This is a genomic window from Klebsiella sp. F11, assembly GCF_056712265.1.
In genome coordinates this window covers 4,809,318-4,824,762 of sequence record NZ_CM160060.1, presented here as the reverse complement: position 1 = coordinate 4,824,762, position 15,445 = coordinate 4,809,318, and the positions used below count along the sequence as shown (strand labels likewise).

The 15,445-nt window shown below is 54.9% G+C and carries 14 protein-coding genes and 1 pseudogene; 7 read left to right on the top strand and 8 right to left on the bottom strand.

Annotation, left to right across the window (positions count from 1 at the left end; genetic code table 11):
• Positions 1-134 precede the first annotated feature (134 nt).
• From AC1M2H_RS23725 to AC1M2H_RS23705, 5 genes and pseudogenes are all read left to right on the top strand, one after another.
• Positions 135-656: pseudogene (locus AC1M2H_RS23725) on the top strand (Rpn family recombination-promoting nuclease/putative transposase); the annotation flags it as partial.
• 212 nt (positions 657-868) lie between these two features.
• Positions 869-2,239, top strand: coding sequence for an NAD-dependent succinate-semialdehyde dehydrogenase (locus AC1M2H_RS23720; RefSeq protein WP_480149309.1), 1,371 nt, complete (start codon positions 869-871; stop codon positions 2,237-2,239).
• 651 nt (positions 2,240-2,890) lie between these two features.
• Entirely contained in the window at positions 2,891-3,088 is a 198-nt protein-coding gene (locus AC1M2H_RS23715; RefSeq protein ID WP_480149308.1) for a hypothetical protein, read from the top strand.
• Entirely contained in the window at positions 3,075-3,314 is a 240-nt protein-coding gene (locus AC1M2H_RS23710) for a hypothetical protein (RefSeq protein WP_283824461.1), read from the top strand. Before AC1M2H_RS23715 ends, AC1M2H_RS23710 begins: the two co-directional genes overlap by 14 nt.
• A 9-nt stretch (positions 3,315-3,323) precedes the next feature.
• Positions 3,324-3,803, top strand: coding sequence for an Hcp family type VI secretion system effector (locus AC1M2H_RS23705; RefSeq protein WP_480149307.1), 480 nt, complete (start codon positions 3,324-3,326; stop codon positions 3,801-3,803).
• A 223-nt stretch (positions 3,804-4,026) separates the two neighbouring features.
• Here AC1M2H_RS23705 and AC1M2H_RS23700 read toward each other — a convergent pair whose 3' ends face one another.
• Positions 4,027-4,572: a YfaZ family outer membrane protein gene (locus AC1M2H_RS23700; RefSeq protein ID WP_480149306.1), complete on the bottom strand. Its 546-nt coding sequence runs from the start codon at positions 4,570-4,572 to the stop codon at positions 4,027-4,029.
• Between the two features lie 690 nt (positions 4,573-5,262).
• Between AC1M2H_RS23700 and AC1M2H_RS23695 the strand changes: the two genes are divergently transcribed.
• Both AC1M2H_RS23695 and AC1M2H_RS23690 read left to right on the top strand, forming a co-directional pair.
• Positions 5,263-5,955 (top strand): hypothetical protein, encoded by a 693-nt coding sequence (locus AC1M2H_RS23695; protein WP_283824462.1) that lies wholly within the window; start codon positions 5,263-5,265, stop codon positions 5,953-5,955.
• Between the two features lie 578 nt (positions 5,956-6,533).
• Complete coding sequence (locus AC1M2H_RS23690) at positions 6,534-7,013, top strand: Hcp family type VI secretion system effector (protein WP_480149305.1); 480 nt, start codon at positions 6,534-6,536, stop codon at positions 7,011-7,013.
• Positions 7,014-7,061: 48 nt separating this feature from the next.
• Here the strand turns inward: AC1M2H_RS23690 and yjiA are convergent, their stop codons facing one another.
• The 7 genes from yjiA to hpaX all read right to left on the bottom strand — a co-directional run bounded on the left by yjiA (position 7,062) and on the right by hpaX (position 15,405).
• A complete protein-coding gene (yjiA, locus tag AC1M2H_RS23685; RefSeq protein ID WP_480149304.1) occupies positions 7,062-8,018 on the bottom strand; it encodes a GTPase in 957 nt (318 codons plus the stop codon).
• A gap of 11 nt (positions 8,019-8,029) precedes the next feature.
• Positions 8,030-8,233, bottom strand: coding sequence for a YbdD/YjiX family protein (locus tag AC1M2H_RS23680; RefSeq protein ID WP_426813195.1), 204 nt, complete (start codon positions 8,231-8,233; stop codon positions 8,030-8,032).
• Between the two features lie 104 nt (positions 8,234-8,337).
• A complete protein-coding gene (locus AC1M2H_RS23675) occupies positions 8,338-10,488 on the bottom strand; it encodes a carbon starvation CstA family protein (RefSeq protein WP_480149303.1) in 2,151 nt (716 codons plus the stop codon).
• Between the two features lie 260 nt (positions 10,489-10,748).
• Entirely contained in the window at positions 10,749-11,261 is a 513-nt protein-coding gene (locus tag AC1M2H_RS23670; protein ID WP_480149302.1) for a 4-hydroxyphenylacetate 3-monooxygenase reductase subunit, read from the bottom strand.
• A gap of 19 nt (positions 11,262-11,280) precedes the next feature.
• Positions 11,281-12,843, bottom strand: coding sequence for a 4-hydroxyphenylacetate 3-monooxygenase, oxygenase component (gene hpaB / locus AC1M2H_RS23665; protein ID WP_480149301.1), 1,563 nt, complete (start codon positions 12,841-12,843; stop codon positions 11,281-11,283).
• 285 nt (positions 12,844-13,128) lie between these two features.
• On the bottom strand, positions 13,129-14,019 hold the full coding sequence (gene hpaA / locus AC1M2H_RS23660; RefSeq protein WP_480149300.1) for a 4-hydroxyphenylacetate catabolism regulatory protein HpaA: 891 nt from the start codon (positions 14,017-14,019) through the stop codon (positions 13,129-13,131).
• A gap of 9 nt (positions 14,020-14,028) precedes the next feature.
• Positions 14,029-15,405, bottom strand: coding sequence for a 4-hydroxyphenylacetate permease (gene hpaX, locus AC1M2H_RS23655; RefSeq protein ID WP_480149299.1), 1,377 nt, complete (start codon positions 15,403-15,405; stop codon positions 14,029-14,031).
• Between the last annotated feature and the right edge of the window lie 40 nt (positions 15,406-15,445).

The following is a 15,445-nucleotide window of genomic DNA, read 5'->3' as shown; positions in this document are numbered from 1 at the left end:
GGCAGGCGAAAAAATGTCGTTATTACCGGCGGACAAAAATATCCTCCGTTCCGGCGCGCAAAGAGATACGCGGAGGCGGGTAGAGTCGTTTTAGTGTTCCTCCGCGCAGGCCATTTACCATGTAAAAAGGCATATCGCTATGCTGGCTGAATGGCTTTACCCACCCGGCCCTTGCCCGCGGATTATATGCGACCGCTTTTCCGCTGGTGGATATTACGGCGATCCCGGATGACGAAATCGTCCAGAACCGGCGCGTAGCGTTGCTGGAGTTCATGCAAAAGCATATCCGCCAGCGCGATTTGACGGCTCTGGTCGAGCAGATAATTGTTATTTTGGTTAAGGAATATACTAATGACAGCCAGCTAAAAACGCTGTTTAATTACCTGGTATATTCCGGCGATGCCCCCCGTTTTGGCAGGTTTATTCGTGAGCTTGCCCGGCGGGCGCCGCAGCATCATAAGGAGGGGCTAATGACCATTGCTGAAAGACTCCAGGAAGTTGGGCGTAGAAAAGGTAAGATTGAAGTCCGGCTTGCGGGCCAGAGAATTGAAGGGCTGCGTATTGCCCGTATGATGCTGGCGAACGGCATCGCTCTGGAGACGGTGCTGCGCATCACCGGCCTGTCAGAAGAGGAGATTACCGCCGCTAAGCGTTGATTGTGTCGCGACATGGCCTTATCAGGAGGCGTGGCTGCTATTACTTACTTCCTCGTTAAACCTGTTCTCCGGTGGATATCGTCTGACGATCTCCGGCCGGAATCCTCCGTAAATACCTAACTTTACCTTTATGACCAGCTATCTCTACTAACCTTAATGTCCTGAGCGGTATTAATGACTGCATAAATGACGATACTAAGGAGACATACGACATGGCCTATCAGACGGTGAATCCTGCAAATAATCGGCTTATTAAAGAGTATGCCCCGCACAGCGATGCCGACGTGGAGGCAGCGCTGCAGAAAGCGGATGCGCTCTACCACTCCGCATGGTCGAAGGGCGATATTGCCCGGCGCTTACCGATCCTGCACAGGCTGGCGGACCTCATCGATAGCCGGGTTGAGGAGCTGGCGAAAATTGCCAGCCAGGAGATGGGCAAGCTCATCGGCCAAAGCCGCGGGGAGGTTAAGCTCTGCGCGCAGATCGCCCGCTATTACGCCGATAACGCCGAGCGCTTTCTCGCACCGGTGAAGTATCCCTCTGAGCTCGGCGAGGCGTGGGTTGAACACCATCCGATCGGCGTGCTGATGGCGGTGGAGCCGTGGAACTTCCCCTATTACCAGCTGATGCGCGTGCTGGCGCCGAACCTGGCGGCGGGGAATCCGGTGCTTGCCAAGCACGCCAGCATCGTTCCGCACTGCGCGGAAACCTTCGCTCATCTGGTGCGTGAGGCCGGTGCGCCGGAGGGGGCGTGGACCAATCTGTTTATCTCCCAGGATCAGGTGGCGAAGATTATTGCCGACGATCGCGTGCGGGGAGCGGCGCTGACCGGCTCGGAAAAAGCGGGCGGCGTCGTGGCGGCGCAGGCGGCGAAGCACATCAAGAAATCGACCCTCGAGCTGGGCGGAAACGATGTCTTTGTGGTGCTGGATGATGCCAGCCTCGACAAGGCGGTGAAGACCGGCGTACAGGCGCGGCTCAACAATGCCGGTCAGGTTTGTACCGCGGCGAAGCGTTTTATCCTGCATGAAAAAATCGCCGAGCGCTTCCTGAGCCAGTTTACCGAGGCGTTCCGTCAGGTGAAGATCGGCGATCCGCTGGATGAGAGCACCACGCTGGGGCCGCTCTCCTCCAAAGATGCCCTGGAGACGCTGACTAAACAGGTTGATGAGGCGGTGAAGCATGGCGCCAGGCTGCATCTTGGCGGCAAGCCGGCGCAGTGCGAGGGCAACTATTTTGCACCGACCATTCTGACCGGCATCACCCGCGATAATCCGGCGTACTTTGAAGAGTTCTTCGGCCCGGTAGCGCAAATTTATGTGGTGAAGGATGACGATGAAGCGATCCGCCTGGCGAACGATTCGCACTACGGGCTCGGCGGCGCGATATTCAGTCAGGATACCGAGCGGGCGAAGCGAATGGCGTCACGAATTGAGACCGGGATGGTCTATATCAACTGGCTGACCGATACCGCACCGGAGCTGCCGTTTGGCGGCGTGAAGCGCTCCGGTTTTGGCCGCGAGCTGGCGGATCTGGGGATTCGAGAGTTTGTGAACCAGAAGCTGGTGGTGATCCGCCGGTAAGATTAGGATGCAATAAGAAAAACCTGCCGCCCGGCAGGTTTTTTCGCGCTTTTATCGAGGTTATTAGAAGGTAACGCCGGCGCCAACATAGGCGCCATCAATCTGTCTCTTTGTTAAGAGTTTTATTGATATTTGATTAATTGATATACATCAACTTAGATCTTATTTAATGCGGGTTGTGTATTTTTAGAACGATCTATTGAAAATTATGCGAAGCGAAAATTTTTATCCGGAATATAAACGATTAACTGTCAAATTAGTACTGTGTAAATGATGTTTGTAAGTGTGAACGTTTATTGTGTAAGTTGGCGTGATGCGGTTTTGTATATTAAAAAAGATGCTTGTGGATATGTAAGAGTGGTCGACATCATAAGGTGTCATTCTTAAAAATAATAACTGTGTCTGCTTCAATATATTTTAGGGCATGTATCATGCTCCAGTTAGTATTACAGGTAACTATAGCTGATGAAAGTGGAATGGATGATCTTATGTCATTTGGTCAATGCCAAACTGTGTATGCATCGAAGCGAAAAATGTAACCCTTTAAATAGTCCAGTATTAAATGATGAGTCTGATGTGGAGGATTATATTTCTATTACTGAGCATGCGCGGTAAAGGCAGGCTATCGGGATGGTCAAATATGAGGAAGGTATGATGGAAACCGGAAGCAGTGAAAAAATAGCCGACAGGATTGCGAATATTTTCCTGTCGCCAGATACGATATATTTCCTCATTGAACCTGTCGTCAAATTTTTCGTGGATGCGATTCACATTGCCGTTACCCGCGGACAGCCCGAATTTGAAAAAATAATAAATATGGTTGGAGAGAAATTACATGTCCTTCAATAAGGTAACACGCGGCTTGTTAGACATTCTGCTGTTTGCCATCGTAAATACCTGGGACGTTGTCCAGTCAATCATTTTTATCGGCGGCTTTATTGTCTGCATCATGCTGCCTGTGGTGTGGCCGATGAAATTTGTCTATATGGCCGTATGGTTCATTACTGCCTGGGCCATATCAAAGCTCGTCGATCGTTTAGACGAGTATCGTAAAAAAGGTAAAAATATAAATTAAGGATATCGCATGTCAAATCCAGCCTATTTGTGGTTTATCGATGAAAATGGATCTCCAATTGTTGGCGGTTCCATGGTACTCGGGCGTGAAGGTTCAATTGAGATAAAATCGCTCTCTCATCATCTGACTATTCCGACTGACCATAACACGGGGAAGTTAACCGGTACGCGTATTCACACCCCAATACTGATACAAAAAGAGTTCGACCGCACTACACCTTTGTTGGCTCGGGCTATCTGCAAAGGGGTTACGCTCAAGTCGGCCGAGATAAAGATGTATCGTATTAACGAGGCTGGGTTTGAGGTCGAGTACTTCAACATGCTTTTAGAAAATGTAAAGGTAACAGGCTTCACTCCAGGTCTGCATCCGGGAGTTGCATCGGGAACGCATCTGGAAAATATTGAAATGCGTTATGAAACCATTCAGTGGAAGTATATTGACGGGAATATCATATTTAAAGATGGCTGGAACGAACGAGCCACTGCGTAGCTTGATATTGGCTATCAAAGGCCCAAATTCTTGGGGCCTGTTTCTTTCTCTGAATTGAGTTGGGTACCTTAGTCGGATGCAAGGTCGGTACAGCGTCAATAGCAGGCGGAGCAGGGGGTTAGGGCGTTTGTGAACCAGAAGCTGGTGGTGATTCGCCGGTAAGTCTGGGACACTAAAAGAAAAACCTGCCATCCGGCAGGTTTTTTCGCGCTTATTGGCGCTATCAGAAGGTGATTCCGCCGCCAACGTAGGCGCCATCGATCAGGGTGTGGTTCGGACGGCCATCTTTCCCGTCGACGCTCACGTGACGGTAACCCACTTTCAGCGTCACCGGGGTAATCGGGGTCCAGCTCACGCCGCCGTTGGCTTCAACGTAGTTTTTCACGCTGTTGTTCAGGCCTTCCGGTGCGGCATAGCCTTCACCGAATACGTGGATACTGTCAGTCAACGCAACGTTAACGCCGCCACCGATTGGGAACGCCACGCCGTTATCGCCTTTTTTCGGCCCAAGGTAGATGGCTTTTGCGCCGGCATTGAACATCACCGGGCCAACTTCCAGGTTATAACCCGCGCCAACACCCCCGGTCTGGGTACCGTCGTCGGTATTTTTGAGCCAGTTGCTTTCGGCATAAACGCCGGAGGAGGATTTACCCAGTTCCATATTGAGGTTGGTAAAGTTTTTCCCCTGCTCGACGGTGAAGCCCATCGCCATTGCGGAGCCTGAAACTGCGGTCAGCGCAGCAAGGATAAGGATATTGAGCTTTTTCATGGTTTATACCTCGTCATCAAATTAATCTGAGGACACCCTAACAGGTGATATTTACAACTGCAAATTTGATGGCGGTCGAGGTTTTATGCCGAAACTGTTATTAAAACCCTCTATTGATGTTGTTGATGGGGTGCTTTGTCGCAGCGTCAATGGTTAACGTTTTGGCGTTTAGGTTAAGTTTAATTTTTTGCCTAAACATTGACTGAACGAGGCGGGAGATATTGATTGGCGCTGAACTAATTCGCTTTCTAATAATTTCCGAAAATGTTTCTATAGTTACAAGTAAAAACTTAAATTTACATTTTTGTGATTAAAAATGACGCAGTGATACCTTAAAACAGGCTCTGCCGAAGAGGCATGGTGCATAGTGATGAGCCTTATTGATGTGGAGAAACGGCATCCGGCTAATGCCTTTACAGTTGTCGGTGCAGTTTATCTTACCTCTTTATTATTTAACGTTCTGGTAATTATTAAATTGATGGTATGAATATATCCCTGCCCGTTGTGCTGGTGCGTGAGAAATCTAAAACAGATGATGTAATAATCTTGTAATTGTTGCGTTATTTAAACTGCATTTTTATCTGCTTAATATCCGATCGCGATCGCAACCCTATCTCTAAATAGACGTTTACCAGAAAATGTAGAGTGTTTAAACTTTGCTCATGGAGTTAGTAATTGCAAGGAGCGGCTATGTACTATCGAAATGAAGTTGTCAGTTATTTACAGGCTAACAGAATTCTCGCATTGAAGCTTGACCATGCATTAACGGGTGTCGGAAAGACGGTATCAGAACAGATTAAATTGACGGGCGTGGGCGCTAAACGTGCGCTGTATTATACATCCTGCTTTACGGATGAATATCAGGAGGTATGTCAGCGGCAGAAGAGTGAGGATGTCCGGTTTACTATGGGTGTGACCCATCTTTTACGGCATAGCGATGTTGTCTATGAAATGCTCAAAATATATTTTGAAGAAATATTTAAATACAAAACGTCCGATCAAATAGAGCATATCCAAAAAATGCTGATGGCGGTCAATGTGCATATTGCCGCCAGCTCTCTTACCAAAGTAGGCTTCGCTTTAGCGGCTGCTACATCGGTGGCTGTTAGCATGAATCTTAGACTTGAATTGAGCAGCCTAGCCGGTAGGGCGATTGGTACGGCGTCAATGATAGCTGGTATTTATGGCATTTTTCAGAAGGCCGCCGATAGCGCCTGGCGTCTGCATATTACCTCCCCTGCTTATTACGACGCGTTATATGCAAGAGAACTTGAAATGATGTATTTCCTGGTGGAGCCGATTTTTGAACGCGCTGGCGCCTTTAGCGCTCACCGGATCTCCGACGCGGATATTGCGGATATCATAGCTAAAATGATTCGATAGCTATGATTAATTTCCTCAAAAGATTTTTATGCTGGCAATGTCGGTTTTTATTTTCCATGTATGAGCCTGGACTGCTCACTCTGGTATTTGCAATGGCTGCACAGTACTTTTTTCCAGGTAGCCCCATTTGGCCTGTAGGCGTGTTCGCCATATTAGTGATAGTGATGGTTGGGCGCTATGTGAAATGGTAGTGCAAGAAAATGAGGATATTATATGGTGTTTTCAGCGTGATTGGTGGAATGGTGATATACATCAGGAGAATGCTTTTGTGGCTATGCCGTCAATTATTTTCTTTATACGCGCCTTCGATTTGCGTAATCATCTTTATATTGATTTATATACCTTTGTTTCCTGATGGTCCATTCTGGCCTGTAGGATTGTTCATAATATTAATAATCTATATATTTGCGCGCTACGTGAAATGGTAGCACCAAAAATAAACTTTTTATCAAATTGATTTATGCCCTAAATATTTCGAGCCGCGGCGGCCCATAAGGGCGAGGCATCATGCATGCGCCGAGTAGTAAAGCCAGCGCGCATGCGGCTTGAAGTTCGACGGGTATATAAGGAAATGAAATATGTCTACTCCCGCGCACCTGTGGCTTGAGGATGAAAACGGTTCTCCGCTTGTTGGTGGTTGTTTAATGCCTCTGCGTTTAGGCTCCATCGAATTAAAATCCTTCTCGCACGGCATCACCATTCCCGTAGATACGAACCGGGGCAAACTTACCGGCACGCGTATTCATCGGCCGATCGCCATCGTGAAAGAGTTCGACAAGACGACGCCCGCTCTCTATCGCGCCGTGTGCGAGGGGCGGACCCTGAAAAAAGCCACCATCAGGATGTACCGCATTATGGAGTCAGGCATTGAGTCCGAGTATTTCAATATCATCCTCGAAAACGTCAAAATCACCACGGTTTCGCCGTACCTTTCCCCCAACGGCCTGAGCAGCACCCACCTTGAAACGCTCGAGCTGCGTTATGAGGCCATAACCTGGAAGTACACCGAAGGAAACGTTATCTATCGTGATACCTGGAATGAGTTCTGCACTTCCTGATGCCTTCACGCTGGCCCTCTTCCACAGGAAGAGGGAACGTGCGAACCGCTACTTCCGCAATCCGGCAAACGCCGCCCGAATCTCCTCTTCCGGCAGGTTAATGCCGATGAACACCAGCGTGCTGTGCGGCCGCTCGTCGCCCCAGGGGCGATCCCAGTCGGCGCTATACAGGCGCTGGACGCCCTGGAACAGCAGGCGGTTAGGCTCGCCGTCAATCCACAGCATCCCCTTGTAGCGCATCAGCTGCTCGGCGAATGAGAGCAGCAGGTTTTCCATAACCCGCGATACCTCGCTGATATCGACCGGATAGTCCAGCTCCACCACGATCGACGAGACGTCGTTTTGCTGGTCGGCAATAAAGTGGAAGCGCGGCTTCGCGCTCACCACCTGCTCTTCCAGCATAAAGCCGCTGGTATTAAACAGCTGGCCGAGGTCGATATCGCCATGGGTGACGGCGTAAACCGGCGCCCGGGCGTTGATGCGCGCCAGCCGTTCGCGCAGCGCTTCGCTGTCGCCGGCGACGTCGGTTTTGGTTAGCAGAATACGGTCGGCGTAGCCCACCTGCGACTGGGCGATGGTGAACTGATTCATCTGCTGGTCGGCGTGGACCGCATCAACCAGCGCAATCACCCCATCCAGCAGGTAGCGTTCACAGAGGATCTCATGGGAGAAAAAGGTCTGAATAATCGGGCCGGGATCGGCCATGCCGGTGCACTCAATCACCAGCCGGTCAAAGGCAATCTCACCGCGATCGCGGCTGTCGAGCAGGTCGAGCAGGGCGTCTTCCAGCTCGTTGGAACGGGTGCAGCAGATGCAGCCGTTGGTCAGGGTTTTGATCTGGGTGGCGCGATCGCCAATCAGCTGGTCATCAACGGAGACTTCACCAAATTCGTTTTCGATCACCGCGATTTTAAAGCCGTGCTGCGCGTTGAGAATATGCCGCAGCAGGGTGGTTTTGCCTGCGCCAAGAAATCCGGTCAGCAGGGTGACTGCAATCGGTGTCATGCGTGCCTCCATTAACAGCAGCGTACGCCGCCTTCTCCGCTCCCGCCGTAGCGCGCTTGCTGGCGCTCGCGGAAGAATTCGTTGTAGGTCATATACGGTTTATCCGGATGGTTGGTCTGCATATGTTCGACGTAATTGTCGTAGTCCGGAATGCCAATCAGCATCTTCGCCGCCTGACCCAGGTATTTTTTAGCCTGACCTAAGTTACCAAACATTGCTCGTTCCAGATATGCGTTGCGCCCGTCGTTCGGGCTATTTTAGTGCCGGGTTGAGTCGCTCACTGAAAAGCCCCGCCGAAGCGGGGCTGAACGGGGCTGGACTAGTGGTGTGAAGAGGTCTTCACGCCGCCTTCCGGCACCGGCACGTACGGGGTCTCTTTGTCGGTGCGTACCTTATTGTTACGCACGTTGATCCACGTTTTGATGCCGTAGAAGATGATGCTGTAGACCACCACCAGGAACAGAATACTCAGGCCGGCGTTGGTATAGTTGTTGACCACGATATGGTTCATGTTGGCAATCTGCTGCGCGCTCAGTTCGCCGCCGGCGGCAATCTTCTCTTTGTACTGCTGGGCCATAAAGAAGAAGCCTTCCATCTGCGGGTTGGTGCTGAACAGTTTCAGACCCAGCGCCCAGGTGGTGCACAGCAGCAGCCACAGGGCGGGAACCACGGTGACCCAGATGTATTTGGTGCGCTGCATTTTGACCAGCACCACGGTGCCAAGAACCAGCGCCACGGCGGCCAGCATCTGGTTAGAGATACCGAACAGCGGCCACAGGCTCTTCACGCCGCCCAGCGGGTCGACCACGCCCTGATACAGCAGGTAGCCCCACAGGCCGACGCAGCCGGCGGTTCCCACGACGCCGGCAACCAGCGAATCGGTTTTCTTCAGGAACGGCACGAAGTTGCCCAGCAGATCCTGGAGCATAAAGCGGCCTGCGCGGGTACCGGCATCCAGCGCGGTGAGGATAAACAGCGCCTCAAACAGAATACCGAAGTGGTACCAGAAGCCCATATCCGCCATCGGGATGATTTTGTGGAACACGTGGGCGATACCGACGGCCAGGGTCGGCGCGCCGCCCGCGCGGTTCAGCACCGACGGTTCGCCGATGTCTTTCGCCGTTTGCAGAATCTGCTCGGGCGAAATCACGAAGCCCCAGGAGCTGACGGTGGCCGCCGCGTGTACGGTCACGTCTTTCAGCTGCGCGGCAATCATCGCGGCGTTTTCACCGCCCATTTCATGCAGGTTCGGCATCACGATACCGAGGCCGGCCGGCGGGGTGTTCATCGCGAAGTAGAGGCCCGGCTCGATAATCGACGCCGCTACCAGCGCCATGACCGCTACGAAGGACTCCATCAGCATTGCGCCATAGCCGATAAAGCGCGCGTCGGTTTCATTCGCCAGCAGCTTCGGCGTGGTGCCGGAAGCGATCAGCGCATGGAAGCCGGAGACCGCGCCACAGGCAATGGTGATAAACAGGAACGGGAACAGGGCGCCTTTCCACAGCGGGCCGGTACCGTCGATGTACTGGGTGACCGCCGGCATTTTCAGGTCCGGGTTAAGGATAACGATACCCAAAGCCAGGCCGACGATAACGCCGATTTTCAGGAACGTCGCCAGGTAGTCGCGCGGCGCCAGAATCAGCCACACCGGCAGCAGGGCGGAGATAAACGCGTAGCCGATCAGGGTAAAGGTGATGGTGGTGTCTTTAAAGGTCAGCGCCGGGCCCCAGTACGGGTCGTGGGCAATCACGCCGCCGAACCAGATGGCGGCCACCAGCAGCACGATGCCAATCACCGACACTTCGCCCACGCGGCCGGGGCGCAGGAAGCGCATGTAGATCCCCATAAACAGCGCGATCGGCACGGTTGAGCAGACGGTGAAGACGCCCCACGGGCTTTCCGCCAGCGCCTTCACGACGATCAGCGCCAGCACCGCAAGGATAATGATCATAATCAGGAAGCAGCCGAACAGGGCAATCGACCCCGGAATCGGGCCCATCTCTTCTTTGATCATCTCCCCCAGCGATGAGCCGTTACGGCGCGAGGAGATAAACAGCACCATAAAGTCCTGCACCGCCCCCGCCAGAACCACGCCCGCCAGCAGCCACAGCGTGCCGGGCAGGTAGCCCATCTGCGCGGCCAGCACCGGGCCGACCAGCGGGCCGGCGCCGGCAATCGCGGCAAAGTGGTGGCCGAACAGCACGTAGCGGTTGGTCGGCACGTAGTTGAGGCCATCGTTGTTAATAACCGCCGGCGTCGCGCGGGTCGGGTCGAGCTTCATCACCTTTTGGGCGATGTACAGGCTGTAGTAGCGGTAGGCCACCAGATAGACCGATACCGATGCGACGACAATCCACAGGGCGCTGACGTGCTCCCCGCGACGCAGGGCGACGACCGAGAGGCAAAATGCCCCGATGATTCCAAGAATCACCCAGGGTATGTGCTTGAATAGTTTTTTAGTATCCATAGTAAAACCTGGCGTTATGAGATGAATAATTGGCCGAAGCCGTCTGAACGTAATTTTGCGGAGGTATTGAGTCACTATGCTGGGGACGATCTTGCCAGAACTCTGCGCGCGTAAAGTTGGGTAAATCTATGAGTGGTTGTATGGCGGGTTAAGCGGTCACTTGCGGGAGTAAGCGGTTGGGCGGGAAACGTACAGTGGCATAATATGTGATTGAGATCACAAGAATTTCTCCCCCTCGCGGAGGGGGAGAATAAGCCCGGTTAGACGGCGGCTTCCATCGCCATCATCACCGGATGGAAGCGACGCTTGAAGTAAATCAGCCCGTGGCCTTCCTGACTTAGGGTGATGTGCTTAATCTCGACCAGATAGACCAGGTGGCTGCCAATGGTCTGCACCTGGCTGATATCGCCTTCGAGGCTGGCCAGAGAATCCTTCAGCACCGGCTGCCCCAGCGCGCCTTTTTGCCAGCACGAGAGGCTGAAGCGCTCCTCCATCGTCACCCCGGTCATCCCGGCGAAGTGGCGCGCCATCACCTCCTGCTCGTGGTTCAGGACGTTGATGCACAGCCTGCCGTTGCCCTGGAACACCGGGTTCATGGCGCTGTTGGCGTTGATGCACACCATCACCGATGGCGGCGTGTCGGTGACCGAGCACACCGCGGTGGCGGTGATGCCGCAGCGGCCGGCATCGCCTTCGGTGGTGATCACGTTCACCGCCGCCGACAGGCTGGACATGGCATCGCGAAAGCGCAGGCGTTGTTCATCTAATTGCATTGTGACCTCCCGCTGTGAATTACTTCAGCAGCTTATCCAGGATATTGATATCTGAGTTATTGTGCAGGTGCGGCACCGTCCAGCCGTGCTGGTCGTACTCGGAAAGGCAGCGCTCGACCATCGCCATCATTTTGTCCATGTTGCCGGAGCTCTGCGCCTGACGCAGGCACTGTAGGCGAATCTCATCCTGGCTGCCGGAGTAGTTGATTTCATACAGCTCGTGGCGGCCGCCGAATTCGCTGCCGATCGCGTCCCACATCAGCTTGAGGATCTTGATGCGTTCGACGTGATCCATGCCGTTCGATCCGCGCACATATTTCGCCAGATACTGGTCGATCTGCGGATTGTTGAGATCGCGCGCGCTGGACGGCAGGTAGATCAGGCCGCTGGTAACGTTGCGCTCGATGATGTTTTTGATTTTGGCGTAGGCCATCGGCGCCATCACCCGGTAGGTCTGCAGCGCGGCGTGATCCGGCAGCCAGGCGCCGTTGATCCACGGGGTGGCTTCCGAGCACATCGAATCGCTCAGCGCCCAGAACATATTGCGCCAGGCCACCACCTCGCCGAGATCCGCCTGCACGCCGCGGAACTCCAGGGTGCCGGTACACTCCAGCGAGCGCTTGAGCAGGGCGGTGATAAAGTCGAGTTTAACCGCCAGGCGCACGCAGGCCTGCAGCGGGTACATGCGGGCGAAGCCGCCCTCCATCGTCCAGCGGCGGCAGCGGTCGAAATCGCGATAGATCAGCACGTTCTCCCACGGGATCCGCACCTTATCCATCACCAGGATCGCGTCGTTCTCGTCGAAGCGGCTGGAGAGCGGATAGTCGTACGGCGAACCGGTGGCGCCGGCGACCATCTCATAGGAGGCGCGGGAGATTAGCTTGACGCCTTCGGCATCCATCGGGGCGACGAACATCAGGGCGAAGTCCGGGTTTTCCCCCATCACCTGCGCGGAGCCGAAGCCGATCATGTTGTAGTGGGTCAGCGCCGAGTTGGTGGCGACGACTTTCGCCCCGCTGACGACGATCCCGGCGTCGGTCTCCTTTTCCAGCTTGATGTAGACGTCTTTCACCTCGTCGGCCGGCTTATGGCGGTCGATCGGCGGGTTGACGATGGCGTGGTTAAAGTACAGGCCGGTCTCCTGAATGCGGGAGTACCAGCTGCGGGCGTTCTGTTCAAACTGGCCGTAAAACGCCGGGTTGGCGCCCAGCGCGCAGCCGAAGGCGGCCTTGTAGTCCGGGGTGCGGCCCATCCAGCCGTAGCTCAGGCGCGACCACTCGGCGATGGCGTCGCGCTGCTGGCGCAGATCGTCGGCGCTTTTCGCCTTCCGGAAGAACTTATGCGTATAGCCGCCGCTGCCGGTATCGGTGTTCCAGCACAGGGAGTCCTGCAGCTCGGGCTTGTGCAGCGCATCGTACAGCTGGCCGACGGAGGCGGCGGCGTTGCGGAACGCCGGGTGGGTGGTAACGTCCTTGACGCGCTCGCCGTAGATATAAATTTCGCGGCCGTCCTGCAGGCTCTTCAGGTACTCCTCCCCGGTTAACGGGCGTTTAGCGTCTGCGCGGAAATCTTCAGGTTTCATCGGGACCTCTTCAGTATTAATCGGCGTATCCCGTCATGCTGCGGGCGGCGCTGTTCGGTCGCGGCTCGAATCATTCAGGGCACAAAGGTTAAATTTATGTTTTCTTTTTGTTGCTTAATTGAATCGGTTCAGACGGGTTACGTGAAGAGACTTTTAGGTCAACGGCGGGTACTTTTCAGGCAGGATGGCGTTCTGTGATCCGGGTCGGTTTTTCGTTTTTTTGCCGCCGGCGCCGGGCGCTACGGCGGCGGATTTCCCCAACCGCGCGCCGCGGCCGGGGAAAATTCAGGACACCGGCACTTTTTGCGTTCTGAAGGTGCTGGGCGAGCAGCCGACCAGGCGATGGAAAAAACGGGAAAAATAGGCCGGATCTTTAAACCCCAGCTGCCAGGCGATCTCATTGACCGCGCTATCGGAAAACAGCAGCAGCCGCTTGGCCTCGCGCAGCTGCCGGTCGAAAATAAGGCGCTTCGGCGGCCGGTTGGCAAAGCGCCGGCAGATGTCGGTAAGCCTTGATTCGGTAATATGTAGCTCATTGGCGTAATCCGGCACCGTCCAGTGCTGGTGGTAGTGGCCGTCGATGGTCTGGTTAAAGCGCTGGAACAGCTTGAGCTCGCCGCGGATGCCGCTGGCGGCGTGGTCGTCGAGCCTGGCGTTACGCAACAGCAGGGTGAACACCGCCTGCGCCAGCAGCACCAGCGTATGCTCGCGTCCCGCCAGCTGGGAGGTCGACTCGCGCTCAATCAGCCGCCAGTAGTGGGCCAGCGCCGCGAGCTCGTCCGGCTTATCGGCCAGCGACAGGCACATCCCCGGCAGGCCGAAGGCCTCCCGGGTGCCGGGATAGAGCACCTCCAGCAGCGGCCAGATCAGATCCTCGCGCACGGTCAGCACGTGGCCGTCGCTCTCGGAGCCGGTGATAAACGCGTGCGGTACCGACGGCGGCGTCAGGACGAACAGCGGCGCCTGTACCGAGTAGCGGTGGTCGTCGAGCTGCAGCTCAATCTGCCCGGTATCGAGAAAGTGCATCTGAAAATACTGGTCGTGGCGATGGGCCTGCATGTCGCGGCCAAAAAAGGCCGCCATGCGGGCGAACGACTGGTAGTGCACGTCCTCCGTGCCCAGGCTTTCATCGTACTCTTTATTGATATCGATATTGGCGATCGAACGCTGGGGCATAGCCGCTCCTTAAGGCGTAGCGCGCGGGCGCGAGGCTTTCATCGGAATGGCCCAGATAATCACGGCGCCAATCACCAGCAGGCTGGCGACGAACCACAGGCCGCTGTTAAAGCTGCCGGTCAGATCCTTCAGCCAGCCGATCATCAGCGGGCTTAGCGCCGATCCAATATTGCCGGTCGCGTTGATCACGGCGATGCCGATGGCCCGCGCGCGCAGGCTGATCGACTGGTCCGGCGTGGTCCAGAAAATGGCCATTGCGCTAAAGGAGCCGGTGGAGGCCATAACGATCCCCAGCATCTGGATCAGGCTGTGATCGGTCGCCGAGGCCAGCAGCCAGCCGGCGGCGGCAAACAGAAACGGCAGGGCGGTATGGTGCTTGCGCTCCTGGCATTTATCCGAGTGCCGGCTCCAGTAAATCATCCCCAGAATGGTGCAGATCTGCGGGATCGCCGCCAGCAGGCCGATGGTGATATTGCTGCTTCCCTCGTTAAAGCTTTTGAGGATCTGCGGCGTCCAGATGCTGATCGCGCTGAGGGTATTGGTCAGGCAAAAATAGGCCAGGGTGTACATCAGCACGATCGGCGTGAAGACTTCGCGCCACAGGCTGCGCTGCTGCATCGCGCGGTGGCTGACGGCGCCTTCCGGCTGCACCAGCGTCAGCCGGTCGTTATCCATCATCTCCTGCAGGCACTTTTTGTCCTCTGTAGTCAGCCATTTGGCTTTTGCCGGGGAGTCATCCAGCCAGTACCACACCATGATGCCCAGCAGCACCGACGGGAAGCCTTCGAGCAAAAACAGCCACTGCCAGCCGTGCAGATTGAACAGGCCGTCCAGCGACAGTATATAGCCGGAAATAATCGAACCGATGGCGGTGGTCACCGGCATGGCGATCATAAACAGGGCGTTGGCGCGGGCGCGGAAAAAGGCCGGAAACCAGTAGGTTAAATAGAGCAGAATGCCGGGCAGAAAGCCGGCTTCGGTAATCCCCACCAGCATGCGCAGCACGTACAGGCTTTTGGGGCCGGTGGCGAACATCGTGGCGGTGGAGGCGATCCCCCACAGCACCATGATGGTGGCTATCCAGCGGCGGGCGCCGACAATGCTGAGCATGATATTGCTCGGAATGCCGAAGATAACGTAGGCGGCGTAAAACAGCGTGGTCGCCAGGCCGAACATGGTGGCGTTGAGCCCCAGATCCTGGCCCATCGTCAGCCCGGCAAAGCCGATATTGATGCGGTCAAGGAATGAGAAGATAAACAGCACGAACAAAAATACGATCAGGCGGCGAAACAGCTTGTTGATAACCGACTGCTGCTGCGCCGTCAGCTGCTTGTGCTGATTAGCGGGATCGCGCGTCTCCGGAATGGCTGATGATGTGTCGCTCATGGTTCTTTCCTCTAATGGGAATTTTTGTAGGGTCGTGATT

What these genes read in the sequence shown, in the direction of transcription:
- AC1M2H_RS23700 (WP_480149306.1), bottom strand. Translation starts at nt 4,572, where the DNA reads ATGAAAAAGCTCAATATCCTTATCCTTGCTGCGCTGACCGCAGTTTCA.
- AC1M2H_RS23675 (WP_480149303.1), bottom strand. Translation starts at nt 10,488, where the DNA reads ATGGATACTAAAAAACTATTCAAGCACATACCCTGGGTGATTCTTGGA.
- AC1M2H_RS23710 (WP_283824461.1), top strand. Translation starts at nt 3,075, where the DNA reads ATGTCCTTCAATAAGGTAACACGCGGCTTGTTAGACATTCTGCTGTTT.
- yjiA (WP_480149304.1), bottom strand. Translation starts at nt 8,018, where the DNA reads ATGACACCGATTGCAGTCACCCTGCTGACCGGATTTCTTGGCGCAGGC.
- AC1M2H_RS23715 (WP_480149308.1), top strand. Translation starts at nt 2,891, where the DNA reads ATGATGGAAACCGGAAGCAGTGAAAAAATAGCCGACAGGATTGCGAAT.
- AC1M2H_RS23680 (WP_426813195.1), bottom strand. Translation starts at nt 8,233, where the DNA reads ATGTTTGGTAACTTAGGTCAGGCTAAAAAATACCTGGGTCAGGCGGCG.
- hpaB (WP_480149301.1), bottom strand. Translation starts at nt 12,843, where the DNA reads ATGAAACCTGAAGATTTCCGCGCAGACGCTAAACGCCCGTTAACCGGG.
- hpaA (WP_480149300.1), bottom strand. Translation starts at nt 14,019, where the DNA reads ATGCCCCAGCGTTCGATCGCCAATATCGATATCAATAAAGAGTACGAT.
- hpaX (WP_480149299.1), bottom strand. Translation starts at nt 15,405, where the DNA reads ATGAGCGACACATCATCAGCCATTCCGGAGACGCGCGATCCCGCTAAT.
- AC1M2H_RS23705 (WP_480149307.1), top strand. Translation starts at nt 3,324, where the DNA reads ATGTCAAATCCAGCCTATTTGTGGTTTATCGATGAAAATGGATCTCCA.
- AC1M2H_RS23720 (WP_480149309.1), top strand. Translation starts at nt 869, where the DNA reads ATGGCCTATCAGACGGTGAATCCTGCAAATAATCGGCTTATTAAAGAG.
- AC1M2H_RS23670 (WP_480149302.1), bottom strand. Translation starts at nt 11,261, where the DNA reads ATGCAATTAGATGAACAACGCCTGCGCTTTCGCGATGCCATGTCCAGC.
- AC1M2H_RS23695 (WP_283824462.1), top strand. Translation starts at nt 5,263, where the DNA reads ATGTACTATCGAAATGAAGTTGTCAGTTATTTACAGGCTAACAGAATT.
- AC1M2H_RS23690 (WP_480149305.1), top strand. Translation starts at nt 6,534, where the DNA reads ATGTCTACTCCCGCGCACCTGTGGCTTGAGGATGAAAACGGTTCTCCG.